16 protein-coding genes are annotated in these 18070 nt (G+C 58.9%); 12 read left to right on the top strand and 4 right to left on the bottom strand.

Annotated features, from left to right (window positions below; translation table 11 throughout):
* The first annotated feature begins 4 nt into the window (after window positions 1-4).
* The 3 genes from queA to yajC are packed head-to-tail and all read left to right on the top strand — an operon-like array spanning window position 5 to window position 2603.
* A complete protein-coding gene (gene queA / locus VE23_RS09070; RefSeq protein WP_049867821.1) occupies window positions 5-1048 on the top strand; it encodes a tRNA preQ1(34) S-adenosylmethionine ribosyltransferase-isomerase QueA in 1044 nt (347 codons plus the stop codon).
* Window positions 1049-1065: 17 nt separating this feature from the next.
* The gene (tgt, locus tag VE23_RS09065; RefSeq protein WP_021879620.1) at window positions 1066-2199 is read left to right on the top strand and encodes a tRNA guanosine(34) transglycosylase Tgt; all 1134 of its coding nucleotides are present in this window, start codon (window positions 1066-1068) and stop codon (window positions 2197-2199) included.
* 38 nt (window positions 2200-2237) lie between these two features.
* Complete coding sequence (gene yajC, locus VE23_RS09060) at window positions 2238-2603, top strand: preprotein translocase subunit YajC (protein WP_021879619.1); 366 nt, start codon at window positions 2238-2240, stop codon at window positions 2601-2603.
* Between the two features lie 52 nt (window positions 2604-2655).
* Here the strand turns inward: yajC and VE23_RS09055 are convergent, their stop codons facing one another.
* Window positions 2656-3660, bottom strand: coding sequence for a helix-turn-helix transcriptional regulator (locus VE23_RS09055; RefSeq protein ID WP_049867820.1), 1005 nt, complete (start codon window positions 3658-3660; stop codon window positions 2656-2658).
* Window positions 3661-3783: 123 nt separating this feature from the next.
* Between VE23_RS09055 and VE23_RS09050 the strand changes: the two genes are divergently transcribed.
* Window positions 3784-4665 carry an SDR family oxidoreductase gene (locus tag VE23_RS09050; RefSeq protein ID WP_048745174.1) on the top strand — a complete coding sequence of 294 codons (882 nt, stop codon included), beginning with the start codon at window positions 3784-3786 and terminating at the stop codon, window positions 4663-4665.
* A 75-nt stretch (window positions 4666-4740) separates the two neighbouring features.
* On the opposite strand, the gene VE23_RS09045 is transcribed toward VE23_RS09050, so the two are convergent.
* Both VE23_RS09045 and VE23_RS09040 read right to left on the bottom strand, forming a co-directional pair.
* The gene (locus VE23_RS09045; RefSeq protein WP_048745173.1) at window positions 4741-5568 is read right to left on the bottom strand and encodes a phosphatase PAP2 family protein; all 828 of its coding nucleotides are present in this window, start codon (window positions 5566-5568) and stop codon (window positions 4741-4743) included.
* A 114-nt stretch (window positions 5569-5682) separates the two neighbouring features.
* The gene (locus VE23_RS09040) at window positions 5683-6072 is read right to left on the bottom strand and encodes a TIGR04086 family membrane protein (RefSeq protein ID WP_049867819.1); all 390 of its coding nucleotides are present in this window, start codon (window positions 6070-6072) and stop codon (window positions 5683-5685) included.
* A gap of 208 nt (window positions 6073-6280) precedes the next feature.
* Here VE23_RS09040 and VE23_RS09035 point away from each other — a divergent pair, with 208 nt between their 5' ends.
* Window positions 6281-7150 (top strand): DUF421 domain-containing protein, encoded by an 870-nt coding sequence (locus VE23_RS09035; protein ID WP_049867818.1) that lies wholly within the window; start codon window positions 6281-6283, stop codon window positions 7148-7150.
* 56 nt (window positions 7151-7206) lie between these two features.
* Here the strand turns inward: VE23_RS09035 and spoVB are convergent, their stop codons facing one another.
* On the bottom strand, window positions 7207-8808 hold the full coding sequence (gene spoVB, locus VE23_RS09030) for a stage V sporulation protein B (protein WP_021879612.1): 1602 nt from the start codon (window positions 8806-8808) through the stop codon (window positions 7207-7209).
* A gap of 211 nt (window positions 8809-9019) precedes the next feature.
* Here spoVB and VE23_RS09025 point away from each other — a divergent pair, with 211 nt between their 5' ends.
* The 7 genes from VE23_RS09025 (at window position 9020) to VE23_RS08995 (ending at window position 18067) form a co-directional block, all read left to right on the top strand.
* Complete coding sequence (locus VE23_RS09025) at window positions 9020-9253, top strand: post-transcriptional regulator (protein ID WP_021879611.1); 234 nt, start codon at window positions 9020-9022, stop codon at window positions 9251-9253.
* An 89-nt stretch (window positions 9254-9342) separates the two neighbouring features.
* Window positions 9343-10617, top strand: coding sequence for a protein translocase subunit SecD (secD, locus tag VE23_RS25760; RefSeq protein ID WP_049867817.1), 1275 nt, complete (start codon window positions 9343-9345; stop codon window positions 10615-10617).
* Complete coding sequence (gene secF / locus VE23_RS25755) at window positions 10607-11527, top strand: protein translocase subunit SecF (protein ID WP_048745169.1); 921 nt, start codon at window positions 10607-10609, stop codon at window positions 11525-11527. Before secD ends, secF begins: the two co-directional genes overlap by 11 nt.
* A gap of 15 nt (window positions 11528-11542) precedes the next feature.
* Window positions 11543-12448 carry a cation diffusion facilitator family transporter gene (locus VE23_RS09010; protein ID WP_048745168.1) on the top strand — a complete coding sequence of 302 codons (906 nt, stop codon included), beginning with the start codon at window positions 11543-11545 and terminating at the stop codon, window positions 12446-12448.
* A gap of 196 nt (window positions 12449-12644) precedes the next feature.
* A complete protein-coding gene (gene recJ / locus VE23_RS09005; protein ID WP_049867816.1) occupies window positions 12645-15065 on the top strand; it encodes a single-stranded-DNA-specific exonuclease RecJ in 2421 nt (806 codons plus the stop codon).
* Window positions 15066-15088: 23 nt separating this feature from the next.
* The gene (locus tag VE23_RS09000) at window positions 15089-15601 is read left to right on the top strand and encodes an adenine phosphoribosyltransferase (RefSeq protein ID WP_021879606.1); all 513 of its coding nucleotides are present in this window, start codon (window positions 15089-15091) and stop codon (window positions 15599-15601) included.
* A 285-nt stretch (window positions 15602-15886) separates the two neighbouring features.
* A complete protein-coding gene (locus VE23_RS08995; protein ID WP_049867815.1) occupies window positions 15887-18067 on the top strand; it encodes a RelA/SpoT family protein in 2181 nt (726 codons plus the stop codon).
* Window positions 18068-18070: the final 3 nt, after the last annotated feature.

Raw genomic sequence — 18070 nt, 5'->3', positions numbered from 1 at the left:
AGCCATGAACGTAGAAGATTATGATTTTCACCTGCCGGAAGAGCTGATCGCCCAGACCCCTTTGACGGACCGGACCTCCTCGCGCCTGCTCGCTTTGGACAAGCGCACGGGAGAGATCGCCCATCATCGGTTCACGGATCTGAAGCAGTATTTGCGCGAGGGAGACACGCTGGTCGTCAACGATAGCCGCGTGCTTCCCGCCCGCCTGCTAGGCGTCAAGGAGGATACCGGAGCGAAGGCGGAGCTGCTGCTGCTCCGCCAGCTCGAAGGCGATTGCTGGGAGACGCTGGCGAAGCCGGCCAAGAAGCTGAAGGCCGGCACGGTCATCGCTTTCGGCGCCGGCGAAGGCGGCGAGCCGCTGCTGCGCGCAGTCGTGGAAAGCGAAGGCGATATGGGCGGACGCATCGTCCGGTTCCAGTACAGCGGAATATTCCAGGAGCTGCTGGACAGACTGGGCGAGATGCCGCTGCCGCCGTATATCAAGGAACGCCTGGACGACCGGGAGCGGTATCAGACTGTTTATTCCCGCCAGGCGGGATCCGCAGCGGCTCCGACCGCGGGGCTGCATTTCACGCAGCAGTTCCTCCAGGAGCTGCGGGATAGGGGAGTCGGAATCGCTCCGCTGACGCTTCATGTCGGTCTCGGCACATTCCGGCCGATGTCCACGGACACGATTGAAGAGCATGTGATGCACTCCGAGTATTACGAGCTCAGCGAGGAATCCGCCGCGATGATCCGCACCGCCAAGGAACGCGGCGGCCGAATCGTTGCCGTCGGCACCACGTCGGCCCGCACGCTGGAGACAGCGGCTCAGCGGTATCCGGACGGGCTTCAGGCTTGCAGCGGCTGGACGGATATTTTCATTTATCCCGGATATGAGTTCCGGGCTGTCGACGCCCTGCTGACGAATTTCCATCTGCCCAAGTCGACGCTGGTCATGCTGGTCAGCGCGCTTGCCGGGCGCGAGCATGTCCTGCACGCCTATGCAGAGGCAGTCAACGAGAAGTACCGGTTTTTCAGCTTCGGCGACGCGATGTTTATCTACTAGGAATGGAAGAGTGAACTGTGGCTGTAACTTACGAACTGATCAAAGTATGCAAGCAATCCGGGGCGCGGCTCGGCCGCGTCCATACCCCTCACGGCGTCATCGAGACGCCGGCGTTCATGCCCGTCGGCACCCAGGCTACCGTCAAGACGATGAGCCCGGAAGAGCTCAAGGAAATGGACGCCCATATCATTCTCAGCAACACCTATCACCTGTGGCTCCGTCCGGGCCACGACCTGATCCGCAATGCCGGCGGCCTGCACAAGTTCATGAATTGGGACCGCCCGATTCTGACGGACAGCGGCGGCTTCCAGGTGTTCTCGCTGAGCAACATGCGCAAGATCACCGAGGAAGGCGTCGAATTCCGCTCCCATCTCAACGGCGACCGCTTGTTCCTGTCGCCGGAGAAGGCGATGGAGATCCAGAACTCGCTCGGCTCCGATATCATGATGGCGTTCGACGAGTGCCCTCCGTATCCGGCCGAATACGAATACATCAAAAACTCGCTCGAGCGGACGACCCGCTGGGCGGAGCGCTGCCTCAAAGCCCATGCCCGTCCGCAGGACCAAGGGCTGTTCGCGATCGTCCAGGGAGGCATGCATGCCGACCTGCGCAAGCAGAGCGCGGCGGATTTGACTTCCATGGATTTCCCGGGGTATGCTATTGGTGGTTTGAGCGTCGGGGAACCGAAGCATCTCATGTATGAGGTGCTGGAGGAGACGATTCCGCTCCTGCCGACAGGCAAGCCGCGTTATTTGATGGGCGTCGGATCTCCCGACGCGCTTCTCGAAGGAGCGATTCGCGGAGTCGACATGTTCGACTGCGTGCTTCCGACCCGCATTGCCCGCAACGGCACGACGATGACGAGCGGAGGACGGGTGAACATCCGCAATGCCAAGTACGCGGAGGACCTCGGACCGCTTGATCCGGAATGCGGCTGCTACACCTGCCGCAATTATTCCCGCGCTTATCTGCGGCATCTCATCAAGGCCGACGAGACGTTCGGCATCAGGCTGACGACCTACCATAACCTGCATTTCCTGCTGGAGATGATGCGCGGCGTGCGCCAGGCGATCATGGAGGACAGGCTGCTTGATTTCCGGGACGAATTCTTCACCCAATACGGCCTGCATGACAACGACAAAGGGTTTTAACCAGAATCTCGTTCCGATATTGAAAGGGGTATACACCTATGTTTCTGGCTTCCGGTAGCGCCGGCGGTGGCGGCATGTCCATGCTGCTCATGTTCGGCCTCATGTTCATCGTCTTCTACTTCCTTCTGATCCGTCCTCAGCAGAAGAAGCAAAAGCAGCGCAACGCCCTGCTCGGCTCGCTCAAGAAAGGCGACAAAATCGCGACCATCGGCGGCATGCACGGCACGATCGTGGAGCTGACCGACGACACGGTCGTTCTGCGCGTCAACGATACGACGAGAGTGACGTTCGAACGCAGCGCCATCGCATCCGTCCTGAACAGCGCTCCGGCTCCTGTCGAAGCCAAGACGGAAGAAAAGCTTGAAGTCAAAAGCGACAAAGTGGATCCTGAAGGCACGCTCTAAGCAGCCCGACGCTCCAAAAACCCTTCGGAGAGCAGCTCTCCAAAGGGTTTTTTTATGCGTTGCGGTGCATCTCCAGAGCTGCTTCGGCGAGCTCGCATACCCGCTGCCGCAGCTCCGGTGGATCGACAGCCTCGACGGCGGGTGCGAGCGAGAGCACGACGCCGGCCGCATAGTCCAGCGTATCGAAGCGGACGTCGACGAGCTTCAAGACGGGGGTTGCTTCCGTCTCCTCCCTTTCTGCCGAAGCCGCCTCGCTTTCAGGGGAATAGGCGCCTACAATCCGCGTATATCTCATTTTTTGCAGCCTGTCCATGGCATCCGGAGAAGCCTTCAATCGAACAAGAGTGGAAGGCAGCCCTTCAAGGAAGCGGCTCACTGAAGTCCGCCACCACGCCGCCAGGCTGAATGAGGCAGGACGCTCAAAGGGCTCTCCCGTCAAGCGGATATCCGACAGCTTGGACGTCCGAAAGCTTTTAACGGCATCTCCCTCGCTGGCCGCCAAATACCAGGCGCTCCCCTTCATGACGAGACCGAGCGGCATCAGGCAGCGCGGGGAGGCAGCCTGAGGGGCGTTCCGCGATTCATAATAAGCTTCGATCCGCTGTTCGGTCAGGACGGCTTCGAACAAGAGGGCGAGCTTCGGCTGCGGCTCCCGGCATTCATGCCAGCCGTCCGCATCGACATGAAGCTTGGAGGACAGGCTCGAGGCGACGGCAGGCTTGCCCGGCATCCCCGCCGCCCGCAGCTTGAGAAGCGCCGAGTCGAGCGCATCCGCCAGACCGAGGTCGCGGGCCGCCCGGCTGCCCGCCGACAGGAGGAGAGCTTTCCATTCCTCTCCGGTCATGCCGGTGGCATCCGTCCGGTACCCCTCCATCAGCCTCCAGCCGCCGGCGCTTCCCCGTTCGGATACGACTGGAATCCCCGCCGAGCCCAAGGCATCCATATCCCTTTGAATCGTTCTTTCGGACACCTCCAGCCTTCGGGCAAGCTCCCGCTGCGACAGCTTTCCTTCGGCCTGGAGCGTCAGCAGGATGGCAAGCAGCCGGTCTCCGCGCATGGAACAGACCTCCTACAATGGATGGTTCATCCTACAAGACAGAGGATGTCGTGTATGGCACTATATGATTATACCTGAACTTAGTGCCGCTGAGCGGCCCCTATTGAAAAGGAGAGATGGTTCATGACGCAGAACAAGCCGTTGAAGGACAAGATTGCCCTCGTAGCCGGAGGAACGAGGGGAGCCGGCCGCGGAATCGCGATGGCGCTCGGAGAAGCCGGTGCGACGGTATACGTGACAGGGCGGACGACGCGAATGTCCTCTTCCCCCATCGGACGCAAGGAGACGATCGAGGAAACCGCTGAAAGGGTTGAAAGCCGCGGCGGTATCGGGATTGCTGTCCGAGTCGACCATTCGGTGCCGGAGGAAGTGGAGGCGCTGATGAAGCGGATCGAAATGGCCCATGGACGTCTGGATATCCTCGTGAACGATATTTGGGGAGGAGAAAGGCTGACTCATTGGGGCAAGCCTTTCTGGGCGTCACCGCTGAAGGATGGGCTGGCGATGCAGCACGGAGTGCTCGACACCCATTACATGACGGCACATTACGCGATGCCTCTGCTCATCCGCAGCGAGTCCGGCCTCCTTGCGGAAATAACCGACGGCGTCGACTACAAGTATCGGGGCAATCTGCCCTATAGCTTGTCCAAGATATGGGGAATCCATATGGCTGCAGGGCTGTCCGAGGAGCTGAAGCCATATGGAATTTGCGCGGTTTCGTTGACCCCGGGATTTTTGCGCTCGGAGGAGATGCTGGCCCATTTCGGCGTGACGGAAGCGAACTGGAGAGACGCCGGCGAGAAGGATCCTAATTTTCTTCAATCGGAGACCCCGCTTTATGTAGGCAGGGCGCTGGCCTGTCTGGCCGCCGACCCCGGGAAGGGAAGCTTGTCCGGAAGGCATCTTAGCTCATGGGAGCTGTCGGAACGTTACGGATTTGTGGATGAGGACGGAACGCAGCCTCATTGGGGCCGGCACGAGCAAAAGCTGCTGAGTCAGCCGTAAAAAAAAAAGGAGCCGCGAAGGCTCTTTTTTTGCGCTATTGCCGGAAGGGGGAGCGATTTAACGCCGGGAAGGAGTTCAGCGTGAAGGATGAACGGACGGAATTGGTTTGGCCAGCGATTTCAAATCCGCCAGCTTGTAGCCCATGTACACGGCGAAGGTCGCCAGGCAGAGGCCTCCGAGCATATCGGTCAGCCAGTGGATGCCCATATAGAAGATGGTGAAAATAATGATTGCCGCCGTCACGCCGGTCAGCCAGGCCCAGCGCTTGATGCCGGAACGGGCTCCCAGCAAGGCAAGCGTCACGGAGATGGAAGTATGAAGGCTCGGGAAACAGTTGTCCAGGCCGGACAAGCCGCGGTATACCGTTTCAAAAGCCGGAAAAGCCTCCAGCATATAAAAATGAACGTTTGGATTATAGGCCCAAACTTCCTTGACGGGCATGAACAAATAAAAAGGAATCGCAATCAGGTAGTTGAGCATGATCGCGTAGCAGGTCGCGGAGAATTGCCGTCCGGTCTTGTCGCGGTACATGTAGACAGCGAGCGATGCGACCAGCAGCGACTGGAAGACGACAACGTAGAAAAAGGCCAGCACCGGCGTCAGCCATGCGGCATGGAACAGCTGCTGGAATCCTTCCACGAAGCCGCCTTCGAGCCGCTGGACAAATGGGGTGAAGTCGGTCTGATGCTTCATCTTGCTTTCGATGATCAGCTCGAGCTTGTTCATGAAGAGGATGGCGAGCAGCGAGCCGAACAGCAGCAAGTATCTGGGATTGACGGCTAGATTGCGGGCAAAGACGCCTGCGGCGCGCAGCGGATTGCGGCCGGTTCCGAAACTGATCAATACGGCGGACGTCAGCACCGTGTACAGCGTAATTTGATTCATGGATGTCAAGATTGCCACTATGGTTCCCCCTAAGCTTGCCCCTGATACACCGGAAGATGACAGTTCCAGATGTTTACCAGTTCGATTACCGAGAACAAGTATAGCATACCCGAGACAAGTTTACACAGGGGGTCATTTCCGCAGATTGACGCCGATCATGCCCCCGAATGCGCCTGCGAGAGCGACGATGAGGAAAAGGATGCCGGTTTTGGACGACAGGCCTGCATCGGCTGCCAGAAAGCCGATCACGAGCACCAGAAGGCCGTAAACGAGACCGAGCAGGCCGCCATGGTACCAGCCTTTGGCTCCGCTGCGCTTGCCGGACGTGAAGCCTCCGCACAGGGAAGCGGTGCCGTGAATGCCAAGCGCCCAGGCCGGAAGCGAATCCTCGCTGAGATTTCCCGCGTACAGCATGAGCGACAGAAGCAGGGCTCCCAGAGCGAGCCATAAGCCGGAGTAAGCCAGCCCTCCTAGCATGGGGGAGCCGATACGCACTTTTTGCACATTTTTAATGGGGTTCATGCGGGAATCACCCTCCAGTGATGGTATGGTATTTAGTTCACCATATGGTCAAGCCGCCGGAATTAGTACAGCCCTGCCGATGGGAAGGACAAATCCTCGTTTCGCCTTTATTGCCAACATTTCATTGCGTCATGCTGTGCATGGCTGCGGACAGGGGGGGCGACAATACCATCTGACGCTTGATGATTGGGCCAAGGGGGGCGAAAGCATGGAATATGGGTCGCTGCTGCTGCGGACCGTCCTGATTTATTTTGTCGTGTTCCTGATCATGAGATTGATGGGAAAGCGGGAAATCGGCAAAATGAGCGTGTTCGACCTCGTCATCTCGTTCATGATTGCCGAAATTGCGGTTCTTGTCATCGAGGATACGAAACGGCCGGTTATCGAGGGCATCGTTCCGATGGCCGTGCTGATGATCATTCAGGTGCTGATCGCTTATATCGGCCTGAAAAACCGCAAGCTCCGGCTGCTGTTCGACGGCAAGCCCAGCGTCATTATCGCCGACGGCAAGCTCAATCAGAAGGAAATGAAGAAACAGCGCTACAACCTGGACGATCTCATGCTTCAGCTGAGGGAAAACCAGGTTGCGAGGGTGGCGGACGTGGAATTCGCGATTCTCGAGACGAGCGGCAAGCTGTCCGTCATCCCGAAGGAAAGCCAGTCCCCGTCTTCCGGCCAGAGCCAGCAAGGACAACAAGGCCAGCAGAACCAGCAAAGCGGGCAGCAGCAAAGCGGGCAGCAGCAAAGTCAACAGGGAAGCTCTTCCGGCGGAGAACAAAAACAGGGAAAGCATGGAAAGCAAGACAAGCAAGACAAGCAAGACAAGAACAATGAGCAGCAGGATTCATCGTCAAGCGACATAACGTTTCCTTCGGCTTATCGATTCGAAACGCTGCCGGTTCCGCTCATCATGGATGGCAGAGTCATGGATCATAATCTGGAGAAGCTGGAAAAAAACCGTCTCTGGCTGAAGCAGCAGCTTCGCAAAAGAGGGCTTACGGAGTGGAACCAGGTGTTCTTCTGCACGATCGACCACAAAGGCGAGCTGTTCGTCGATGAGAACCGCCGAAAAAAATAAAAAGCGGGCAGCTGCGATGCAGCTGCCTTTTCGCTTTGTCTCCATACATGCCGGCTTCACCCGAACCAGCGCCCGATGCCCGGTATTCGGGACAAGTCATGTCTGTCGACAATTCCCATGGCTCCCATCAAAAATAAATAAACCGCGGCGCCGGCTGCGCAAGAAACGATCAGATTGAGCCATTCGGCTGGAAGCGGCCCTCTGCTCATCAGCCACCTGCAGCAGGCTCCCATGATGATCATGGCGCTTCCGACCTTGATGAAGTCGGGCAGCTTCATGCGGTACCCGGCGCAGCGCATGACGCTAATGCCGTGGAGGGCAGTGACGAGGATGATGTTGACGACGATCGCGATGACAGCGCCATAGATTCCGAGCTCGGGACGAGATGCGAGCTCGACGATCAGATACAGCTTCACGCAAGCGCCTACGGTCGTATTGAACAGAGCCGTTCCGGGTTTGTCTAGCGCCTGCAGGGCTGCCTGGAGCGGTCCTTGCAAGTAGATGAAGATGCCGGCGGGAGCGAGCAGGGCAAGCAGCGGGGCGATTTCCCCGTGGTTGTACATCAGCCGGCACAGCGGCTCCGCGAGCAGTCCCATGACGACGACAAAGGGGGCGCCGCTGACGAGAGCGAGGCGGAGGGACTGATGGAGACGCTTGTGGATCGAGGCCATGTCTCCTCTGGCCGCTGCGGCCGACAGGGATGGAATCAGAGACACGGACAGGGAGTAGGTCAGAGCCGTCGGCAGCAGCAGCAGCGGAATGATCATCCCTTGAAGGGCGCCGTATTGCGCGGTGGCGGCACCGGTCGCGATGCCTGCGGCGGCGAGGCTGCGGGCGGTCAGAATCGATTCCAGCAGATAGGACAGGGAGCCGACCAGCCGGCTGCCGGTAACCGGGATGGAAAGGCGCAGCAGCTTTTTCAGCACGGGAACGCGGTCTTCGTTCTTGAAGTCTTGAGAAAAAGGTGGAGCGCCGGCAGGGGGGGCGGGAACTGCCGCAGCGGACTTTCCCTTGTCTCTGGCTGCATGCCAGAACAAGATCAGCAAGCCGGCGATCTCCCCGATGACGGTTCCCATCATCGCGCCTGCGGCTGCCCACTCGAGTCCGTACGGGAGCAGAAGGAAAGCCAGCAGCAATTGCCCGGCGATCCGCAGCACCGTCTCCACGACCTGGGACTGGGCGGTCGGGATCATGTTCTGCTTGCCTTGGAAATAGCCTCTGTATACGGACGATACCCCGATGATGAGAAGCATCGGCGCCATCATGACGAACGGCCGGTACACGCGGCTGTCGGTCAGGACGCGGGTCGTGATCCATTCGGCGCCGAGCAGCATCAGAGCCGTCATCGCGAGGGCAAGGACGATCGTCAGCAGCATGGCGGTGCGGAAAATCTGCTTGACGCGGTGGCCCTCCCCCTTGGAGTCGGCTTCCGCGATCCATTTGGCGACGGCCAGCGGGATGCCGCCTGTAATGAGAGTCAGCAGCACGCCGAGGAACGGGTAGCTGAGCTGGTAGATGCCGACCCCTTCGGCTCCGATGACGCGGGGAAGGGCGATGCGGGGGACGAAACCGAGAATCCGGTTGATGACGCCCGCCGCAAGCAGGATCATAGCTCCCTTGATAAAGGTTTGCTTGGTTGGTTTGTTCGGCTTCGTCATAGATTCCTTCCTCTTCCCTAACGGTGTTCATTGTGCCGGCCCGGCAGCGGGCGGGCACGTCCGTACAGCATGTTTATGCGGCATCCGGCACCCGGCATGTCTATGTTTTTTGGGAAGAAGCCGGATCGAGGCAGGAAAGCGGGCCTCTGCGTCGAATGAAATCAGTTCGACGGCTTGAGGCGGATAGTCAACAGGGGAGGCGAGTGGCCGCATGACGGAAAAGGAAATGAGCGAGGAGATCTTCGCCCTGTGCGAGAGCAAGGCGGAGGAGTTCCGCTGGATCGGTTACGAGCAGGTGACGGGGACCGATGTATGGGAATGCGTTCAAGCCCGGTATATCAAGTCGGGAGAGCCGCTGCTGCACAAGCTCGTAAATGACATCTTGTCCCTTAAGGCGACCCAGCTCATGAACCATCTGACGATGAGCGCGTGGAAAGAACCCTGATTTTGACAAGGGTTTCTTTTTTTTGACTCAAATTTCCGTCATCGTTATAATAGAAACGATTGTGAACTTAAGGAGGAACATCAGGAATTATGAAACGGATGCTAGCATTCCTGATCATTGTCGTCGTCAGTTTCGGCGTCATTGGTTGGACAAGCCCCGCCCTCTTGGATAAGACCCGGTTAGGTCTAGACCTCAAAGGCGGATTCGAAATCCTCTACCAGGCCAAGCCTTTGAACGAAGGCAGCAAAGTGACGCGCGAATCGTTGACGGAGACGGCAAAAAGCCTCGAGAAGCGCGTCAACAAAGACGGCGTGTCCGAGCCTGAAGTCACGACGGAAGGCACGGACCGCATCCGCATCCGCATCGCGGGCATGGACGAAGCCAAGGAAGCCAAGCTGCGCGAGGATCTCGTCAAGCCGGCGAACCTGACCTTCCGCAGCGCCATCGGCTGCGCCAAGGAGGCCGGCTACTGCAAGGTCGAATTGACCGGCAGCGACTTCAAGGAAGGCGGCGCATCGGTCCAGCGCGATGACTTCGGACGCTATCAGATCAACATCAAGCTCAAGGATGCCGCCCAGTTCGCCAAGGTGACGGCCGAGGTGGCCAAGCTGGCCGTGACCGGCAACAACCAGCTCGCCATTTATCTCGACGAGAACCAGCTTTCGGCTCCGGCCGTGTCCTCGACGATCAACAGCAGCGACGCCCAGATCACCGGGGGCTACACGCAAGAAGAAGCGATGAATATCCGCGACACGATCAACCTCGGCGCCCTGCCGCTGAAGCTCGAAGTGAAATACACGCAATCCGTAGGCGCCTCGCTCGGCAAGCAGTCGCTCGACGACACGATTTTCGCCGGTCTCGTCGGCACGATCTTCATCGTGCTCTTCATGCTCGTGTTCTATCGGGTGCCGGGCATCGCGGCCAGCGTATCCCTGATCATCTATACGTGGCTGCTGCTTGCGGCGCATATCGCGCTCAACGCGACGCTTACGCTTCCCGGCATCGCGGCCTTCATTCTCGGCATCGGCATCGCCGTCGACGCCAATATCCTGACGGCGGAGCGGATCAAGGAAGAGATGCGTTCCGGCAAGAGCCTGCTGAGCGCTTTCCGCGCCGGCTCCAAAACTTCCCTGCGCACGATCATCGACTCCCATGTCACGACGATCATCGCCGCCGGCGTTCTGTTCTTCATCGGTGTCGGATCCGTCAAAGGATTCGCCATCACGCTGCTTCTGAGCATCATCATCAGCCTGATCTCCAACGTAGTCGTTTCCCGCTACCTGCTCTGGCTGATGATCAAGAGCGGCAAATTCAACAAGCCGGGCTATTACGGCGTGAAGGAGAGTGAAATCCGTGCGCTCTAAGGAATCCCGGATCGATTTTGTCCATTACAGCAAGTATTTCTACATCTTCTCGATCGTCATCACGATCGCCGGCATCGTGGCGCTCGCGGCTCTGGGACTCAACTACGGCGTCGATTTCAAGTCGGGCTCCAGCGTGGACGTCAAGTCGACCAAGGACTTGTCCGCCCAGCGCCAGGAGATCGAATCCTATCTCCAGGCCGGAGAATTCGGCAAGCACAACGCGCCGACCTTCGGCGACAACCGGATGACGATCCGATTCGACGAAGTGCTCAGCCAGAGCAAGGAGGAGCAGCTCAAAACGGATCTTAAAGCGAAGTTCGATCCCGGCTCTTCGGTCGAGGTCAACACGGTCGATGTCGAGATCGCCCGCGAGCTGCAGTGGAACGCGCTGAAGGCGATGCTGCTGGCTTGCATCGGCATCATCATCTATATCGCCATCCGCTTTGAATGGCGCTTCGGCCTTGCGGCCGTCGTGGCTCTCGTCCACGATGCCTTCATCGTCATCAGCGTCTTCTCGATATTCCGCCTGGAAGTCAATCTGCCGTTCATCGTCGCGATTCTGACGATCATCGGCTACTCCATCAACGATACGATCGTCATCTTCGACCGGATCCGCGAAAACCTGCGATTCGCGAAGATCAAGACATTCAAGGACTATATCAAGGTCGTAAACGACAGCGTATGGCAGACGATGACGCGCTCCATCAACACGGCGCTTACGGTGCTGTTCGCCGCTTTGGCGCTGTTCATTTTCGGCAGCGAATCGATCCGCCTGTTCTCGCTGGCCATGCTGGTCGGTCTGTTCAGCGGAGCGTATTCCTCCATCTTCATCGCAAGCCCGCTGTGGCTGCTCATGAAGAAGAATTCCAAGTCGAAGCCGGCTTCCGCCGGCAATCCGGCAGCTTCATAACGGGAGGCTGAAGCCATGGCCGACAAGCTACCGCAATCCGGCCAAGCTGCGGCCGGCCGGCGGAGGGAGACCGGAGTCCATATCGGGCTCGCCGTCATTAAGGGAACGGCCGGTTCCCTCTTCGGCAGTTCCGTTCTGCTGTCCGATGCTTTCCGTTCCGCTTCGGACGCATGCTCCTCCTATGCGGCGCAAGCATCCGGCAAGGAGCACAGCCGCCGCAGCGGGGACAACGTGCAGCGTATGGGCAGGGAGCATACATTCGCTTATGTGTTCTCCATTTTTCTCATCGTCATCGGCCTGCAGATGGCCGTACTCGCTCTCAACCGCATGATGGAGCCGCTTGACGGCTATCCGCAGCTGCCGGCTGCCTTCGTCATTCCGATCTGCCTTGCCTTGCGGCTTCTGTTCGTAAGAGGCCCCATTCCCGGATGGGAATGGGCGGTCTCGCTGACGGCGGCCGCCGGAGCCGCCGGCGCTTGGGCCGGAGGCGAGAGCGGATGGACCTGGATGACTTATCTGGATCCTGCCGCATCGGTCCTCATCGGGGCTTTCATCGTCTACAAGGGCTATCTTCTTTTTCTTGGAACCGGCAAAAAGAAGGAACCGGCACCCGCAGACCATTCCGGTCTCGCCGAGGACATGACGGAGATCATCCAAAGAGTCGACGGCGTCGTGACGGTTGAAGCGGTCCAGCCGCATATGAGCGGAGGCAGGATATCCGCCGAAATCGTCATCAGCGTCAATCCGCGGATTTCCGTTCTCGAAGGGGCGGACATCGGGCGGCGGGTCAAGCAGCTGGTCCTCAAGCGGTTCATGCATATCCATGACGTCAAAATCTGCGTAGAGCCTTATAATCCCGGCTATCCGTACAAATCCAATCATGATCCCAATCAGGAGCATATGCCGACGCTGCTTCAGTAAGAGCCGGCTGGTCCGTCCTGGGCATAACGCTGCCGCCGCCTGCTGCGGGCTGATCCGGTCTTCCGGAACGGCCCGCAGCCGCAGAGGGCAGCGTTTCTCTGCTTGGATTTCGTTTTGAGAACCAGCCTGTGGCGGCAAGCGGCAGATATAAGCAGCAAGCTACACACCGAATGGCAAGGATGGAGGCGGGTACAACGTGATCGGGTCCAAAACCCGCTGGAACATAAGAAAGCTGAATGAAGAGGAAAACCAGGCCGCGCAATCGATTCAGGCTGCCCTTGGCCTGAATCCGCTGGCGGCGAGGCTGCTCGTCCAAAGAGGGTGCATGACGCCGGAAACGGCCCATGACTTCATGGGAGCGGGAATCGAGTCGATGCATGATCCCTATCTGCTCAAGGGAATGGAGGAAGCGGCCGCCCGCATCCGGAAGGCCGCGGCAGACGGGGAGAAAGTGCTGGTGTACGGAGATTACGATGCGGACGGGGTTTCCTCCACCGCCTTGATGATCCTTCTGATGCGCGAGCTGGGCATTCGCCATGACTATTATATTCCGCATCGTACCCGGGAAGGATATGGCATGAACATCCCGGCCGTGGACAAGGCTGCGAGAGAGGGATTCACGCTTATCGTCACGGTCGACAACGGAATCAGCGCCGTCGAGCCGATCGCGCATGCCCGCAAGCTGGGCTTGTCGGTCGTCGTTACGGATCATCACGAGCCTCCCGACGTTCTTCCCGATGCCGATGCCATCGTGAACCCCAAGCAGCCTGGCTGCGCTTATCCGTTCAAGGGACTGTGCGGCGCGGGAGTCGCATTCAAGCTCGCCCAGTGCCTGCTGGGCCGCATTCCCCTGGAATGGAGCGATATCGCCGCTCTGGGAACGATTGCGGACTTGATGCCATTGGCCGACGAGAACCGCATTATCGTTCGCTCCGGCCTGCATGTCATTCGAACTTCGCCTCGCCCCGGCTTCGCGGCTTTGGCCGAAGCGGGCGGCATCAAGACGGAGGCGGTCACGGCTTCCGATATCGGCTTCCAGATGGGGCCGAGAGTCAACGCCGCCGGCCGGCTCGATCATGCCGCTCCGGCCGTAGTCCTTCTTGTCACCGATAATCGGGAGGAAGCCGAGGAAATCGCCTCGAGCCTGGACGAGCTCAATATCGAGCGCCGCGAGGTTGTCGCCGATATTGCCAAGGAAGCCGAAGCCATGTGGCAGGAACGCTGCCGCCGGGCCGACGAGCAAGGCGCTCCCCGCCCCGGAGTGATCGTGCTCGCCGGTGCGGGCTGGAATCCCGGCGTTGTCGGCATCGTAGCTTCCAAGCTGCTGGAGAAGCATTACCGTCCGACCGTGCTGCTCGGCCTTGACGAGCAATCGGGAATGTGCAAAGGATCGGCAAGGTCGATTCCGGGTTATGATCTGTTCGAAGCTCTGAGTTCCTGCAAGGAACTGATGGAGCATTACGGAGGCCACGCGGCCGCAGCGGGCATGACGCTGCACCGCACCCGTCTGGACGAGCTGGAAGAAGCCCTTTGCGCGCAAGCGGAGCTTCAGCTGCGTCCGGAGGACTACATTCCGGTCTGCGACATCGATTTGGTCTGTCCCATCGAGGAGGCGTCGATCGAGACTGCCGGCGAGCTGGCACTGCTTGAGCCTTACGGCAGCGGCAATCCGGTGCCGAAGCTGCTGATCAGCGTAGCGGGCATCGGCGATGTCCGCCTGCTCGGCAAGGAAAAGACGCATCTCAAGCTCGCTCTGAGCAGCGGCATCACCCCGGCGAAGCTGGACGCGATCGGATTCGGCATGGGCGAATTCGCCGATCCGCTCGCCGCTTCCTTGAGGGCGGACATCGTAGGGGAGCTGACGGTGAACGAATGGAACGGGAAGCGGAAGCCGCAGCTGATGATCCGCGATTTGAGGGTCAGAGAGCCGAGGGTGTACGACTTCCGAGGGACAAGGGATCCGGTCGGCCGCCTCGCCTCGATCATCGAGAGGCTCCGGCAGGAAAAGAGAACGGCCGTCATCGTGACGAGGGAAAGGCTTCATTTGTCCAGCGCTCTCGAGATCGCAGCAGGAAGCGAAGGAAGCGGCAATCCCGGATGGACTCATTGCCTTCCCGAAGAGGTTCCGGCAGGAGGCTTCTCCTGCCAGGAAATCATCCTTTATGGAAGTCCGTCATCCTGCATCAGGCTGGAGAAAGCTCTTCGGCTCAGCCATGGGCTGGAGGCGCTGCATCTGCTCTATCCGGCCGATCAGAAAGGCTCCGCGGATTGGCTGGAGCGGGCGGGCATGGGCAGGCTGTACGCCTGGATCCGCAAGCTGTCTCCGCTGCCTGCCGGGCAGGCGGGACGGAGGCTGGCCGAGGCTGCGGGCTGCCCGCCGGAGCGAGCCTCTCTGGCATTGGAAGTGTTTCATCAGCTGGGCTTCATCGAGCGGCGCGACGAGGGCTGGACAGCCGCCGAAGCCCCGGCCCGCAGGGACCTCTCGGAATCCGCGCTTTACTTGGAGGCGCTGGAAGAAGAGAAGATCATGTCCAGGCTCTTTTCCGCCATCGAAGACATCAAATCTTGGATAGCCGGCTTGCCGGCATCAAGCCATCATACCGAACTACCCGCATAGGGAATAAAAGGAGCTCGACAATCATGAACTTCAAAGAATATATCCGCGTTATCGAAGATTTTCCTCAGCCAGGCATCCGCTTCAAGGACATTACGACGCTGCTGAACAACGGCGAAGTATACCGTGCGGCGATCGATGAGCTCAAAAAAGCGGCCCACGGCAAAGAGATCGACCTGATCGCCGGTCCGGAGGCGCGCGGCTTCGTCGTCGGAGCTCCGCTTGCGATCGCTCTCGGAGTCGGCTTCGTGCCGATCCGCAAAAGCGGCAAGCTTCCGGGAGAGACCGTCGAGGCCGGTTATGATCTCGAATACGGCAAAGACACGCTCGCCGTCCACAAGGATGCCATCAAGCCGGGACAGCGCGTGCTTATCGCCGACGATCTGCTCGCCACCGGCGGTACGATCGCGACGACGATCAACCTCATCGAACAGCTCGGCGGCGAGGTGGTAGGAGCTTCGTTCCTGATCGAGCTCGGCTATTTGGACGGACGCGCCAAGCTTGGCGGATTGGACATCTTCTCCCTGATGAAATACTAAATGCTTCATGGGTAATTATTTCTCAGGAAATAATGACGGCCGGTCATCGGCCGTCTTTTTTTTTGTCGATCTAGAGACATTTCCGCCAAATGAATAACAGAATAAGGAATTTGAACCATTGTTTATGGTGGACCTGTGTGCCGCGTTCGGAGGGAGGACCGTATCGCTTCAAGTTCAGTTGACGCAGCCCGTATTGTAGGGGCATAATAGGAGTTAAACTTATTTCATAGGTACTGGGACACGGTAGAAGTCGAACGATGACATTTGGATGGAAAGGGACGTTTCATGGGCATAGAGCAATTACTCGCTAAGGCGTCGACTTATATGAGGGACCAGGATCTGAACAGGATCCGGGAAGCCTATGAATTTGCCGACCAGGCCCATCACGGGCAGGTGCGCAAATCGGGAGAGCCCTATATTCTCCATCCGGTGGCCGTGGCGGAAATCCTGGTCAATATGGAGATGGACGTGACTTCCATCATAGCGGCGCTGCTGCATGACGTTGTGGAGGATACGACTGTCGAGGTGGAACAGGTCCGAGCGAGGTTCGGAGATACCTGCGCCATGCTGGTCGACGGCCTCACCAAGCTGGAAAAGATCAAATTCCGGTCCAAGGAAGAACAGCAGAACGAGAACTACCGCAAGATGTTCGTGGCGATGGCTCAGGACATCCGCGTCATTCTCATCAAGCTTGCGGACCGGCTTCATAATATGCGCACGCTGAAGTTCCAATCGGAGGAGGCGCAGCGCCGCATCGCCTACGAGACCCTGGAGATTTTCTGTCCGATCGCCCACAGGCTCGGCATCTCCGCGATCAAGTGGGAGATGGAGGATATCGCCCTGCGCTATCTCAATCCGCAGCAGTATTACCGGATCGCCAATTTGATGAAGAAAAAGCGTGCGGAACGGGAGCAGTACATCGCTGTCGTCATCGGCCGGATCACGGAAAAGCTGGAGGAAATGGGCATCGACGGCGATATTTCGGGGCGCCCCAAGCATATTTACAGCATTTACCGCAAGATGACGATGCGCAACAAGCAGTTCAATGAAATCTATGATCTGATGGCGATCCGCATCATCGTGGACAACATCAAGGACTGCTACGCGACGCTCGGCATCATCCATACGCTGTGGAAGCCGATGCCGGGCCGCTTCAAGGACTATGTCGCGATGCCGAAGGCCAACATGTACCAATCGCTGCATACGACCGTCGTGGGACCGAACGGCGAGCCGACCGAGGTCCAGATCCGCACCTGGGAGATGCACCGCACGAGCGAGTACGGCGTCGCGGCCCACTGGGCCTATAAGGAAGGATCGGCGGGACCGAGCGGCAATATCGAGGACAAGATGGGCTGGTTCCGCGAAATTCTGGAGCTGCAGAACGAGGCCGAGGACGCCTCCGAGTTCATGGAGTCGCTCAAGATGGACTTCTTCTCGGATCTGGTGTTCGTGTTCACCCCGAAAGGCGAAGTGATCGAGCTGCCGGCCGGTTCCGTTCCGCTTGATTTTGCGTACCGGATCCATACGGAGGTCGGCAACCGGACGATCGGGGCCAAGGTGAACGGCCGGATCGTGCCGCTCGACCATAAGCTCAAGACCGGCGACATCGTGGAGATTCTGACCTCGAAGCATTCCTACGGCCCGAGCCAGGACTGGATCAAGATCACGAAATCCTCGCATGCCCGGACCAAGATCAAAGCCTGGTTCAAAAAAGAGCGGCGCGAGGAAAACGTCATCAAGGGCCGCGACATGCTGGAGCGCGAGCTGAAGCGGCTCGGCCTCGAGCCGTCCGCCTGGATGGCCGAGGACAAGCTCATGGAGGCCGCGTCCAAGTTCAGCTTCCACGATGTCGAGGACATGATGTCCGCGATCGGCTTCGGCGGCATCACCGCCGCGCAGATCTGCACCAAGCTGACCGAGAAGATGCGGCGGGAAGCCGAAGCCGCGCAGCTGATCGAGCTTACGAACGAGCCGACCGAGGTGAAGTCTCCGGGGACCCGCAAGAAGGCGGCGACCGGCGGCGTGACCGTCAAAGGCATCGACAACCTGCTCGTCCGCTTCGCCCGCTGCTGCAATCCGGTTCCCGGCGATGAAATCGTAGGTTATATTACGCGCGGACGCGGAGTGTCCGTTCACCGGCAGGATTGCCCGAATCTTCCTGTCGAAGGCAAGGAGGACGACGCGGAGCGCGTCATCGAGGTCGAATGGGAAGAGTCGACGGAGTCGAACTACAGCGTCGATATCGAGATTACCGGCTACGACCATCGCGGCCTGCTCAACGAGGTTCTGCAGGCAGTCGCGGAGAGCAAGACGAATATTTCCGCCGTCACGGGACGCACGGGCAAGAACAAGATGGTCATCATCCATATGACCATCCTGATCCGCAACATCGAGCATTTGCAGTCTGTCGTGGACAAGATCAAGCGCGTCAAGGACATCTACTCGGTTCAGCGCATCATGCAATAGATA

The organism is Paenibacillus sp. D9, from assembly GCF_001188365.1.
Classification (GTDB): Bacteria; Bacillota; Bacilli; order Paenibacillales; family Paenibacillaceae; genus Paenibacillus_O; species Paenibacillus_O humicus.
Note: the sequence above shows the minus strand (reverse complement) of the source record. Positions and strands in the feature narration are given on the sequence as shown.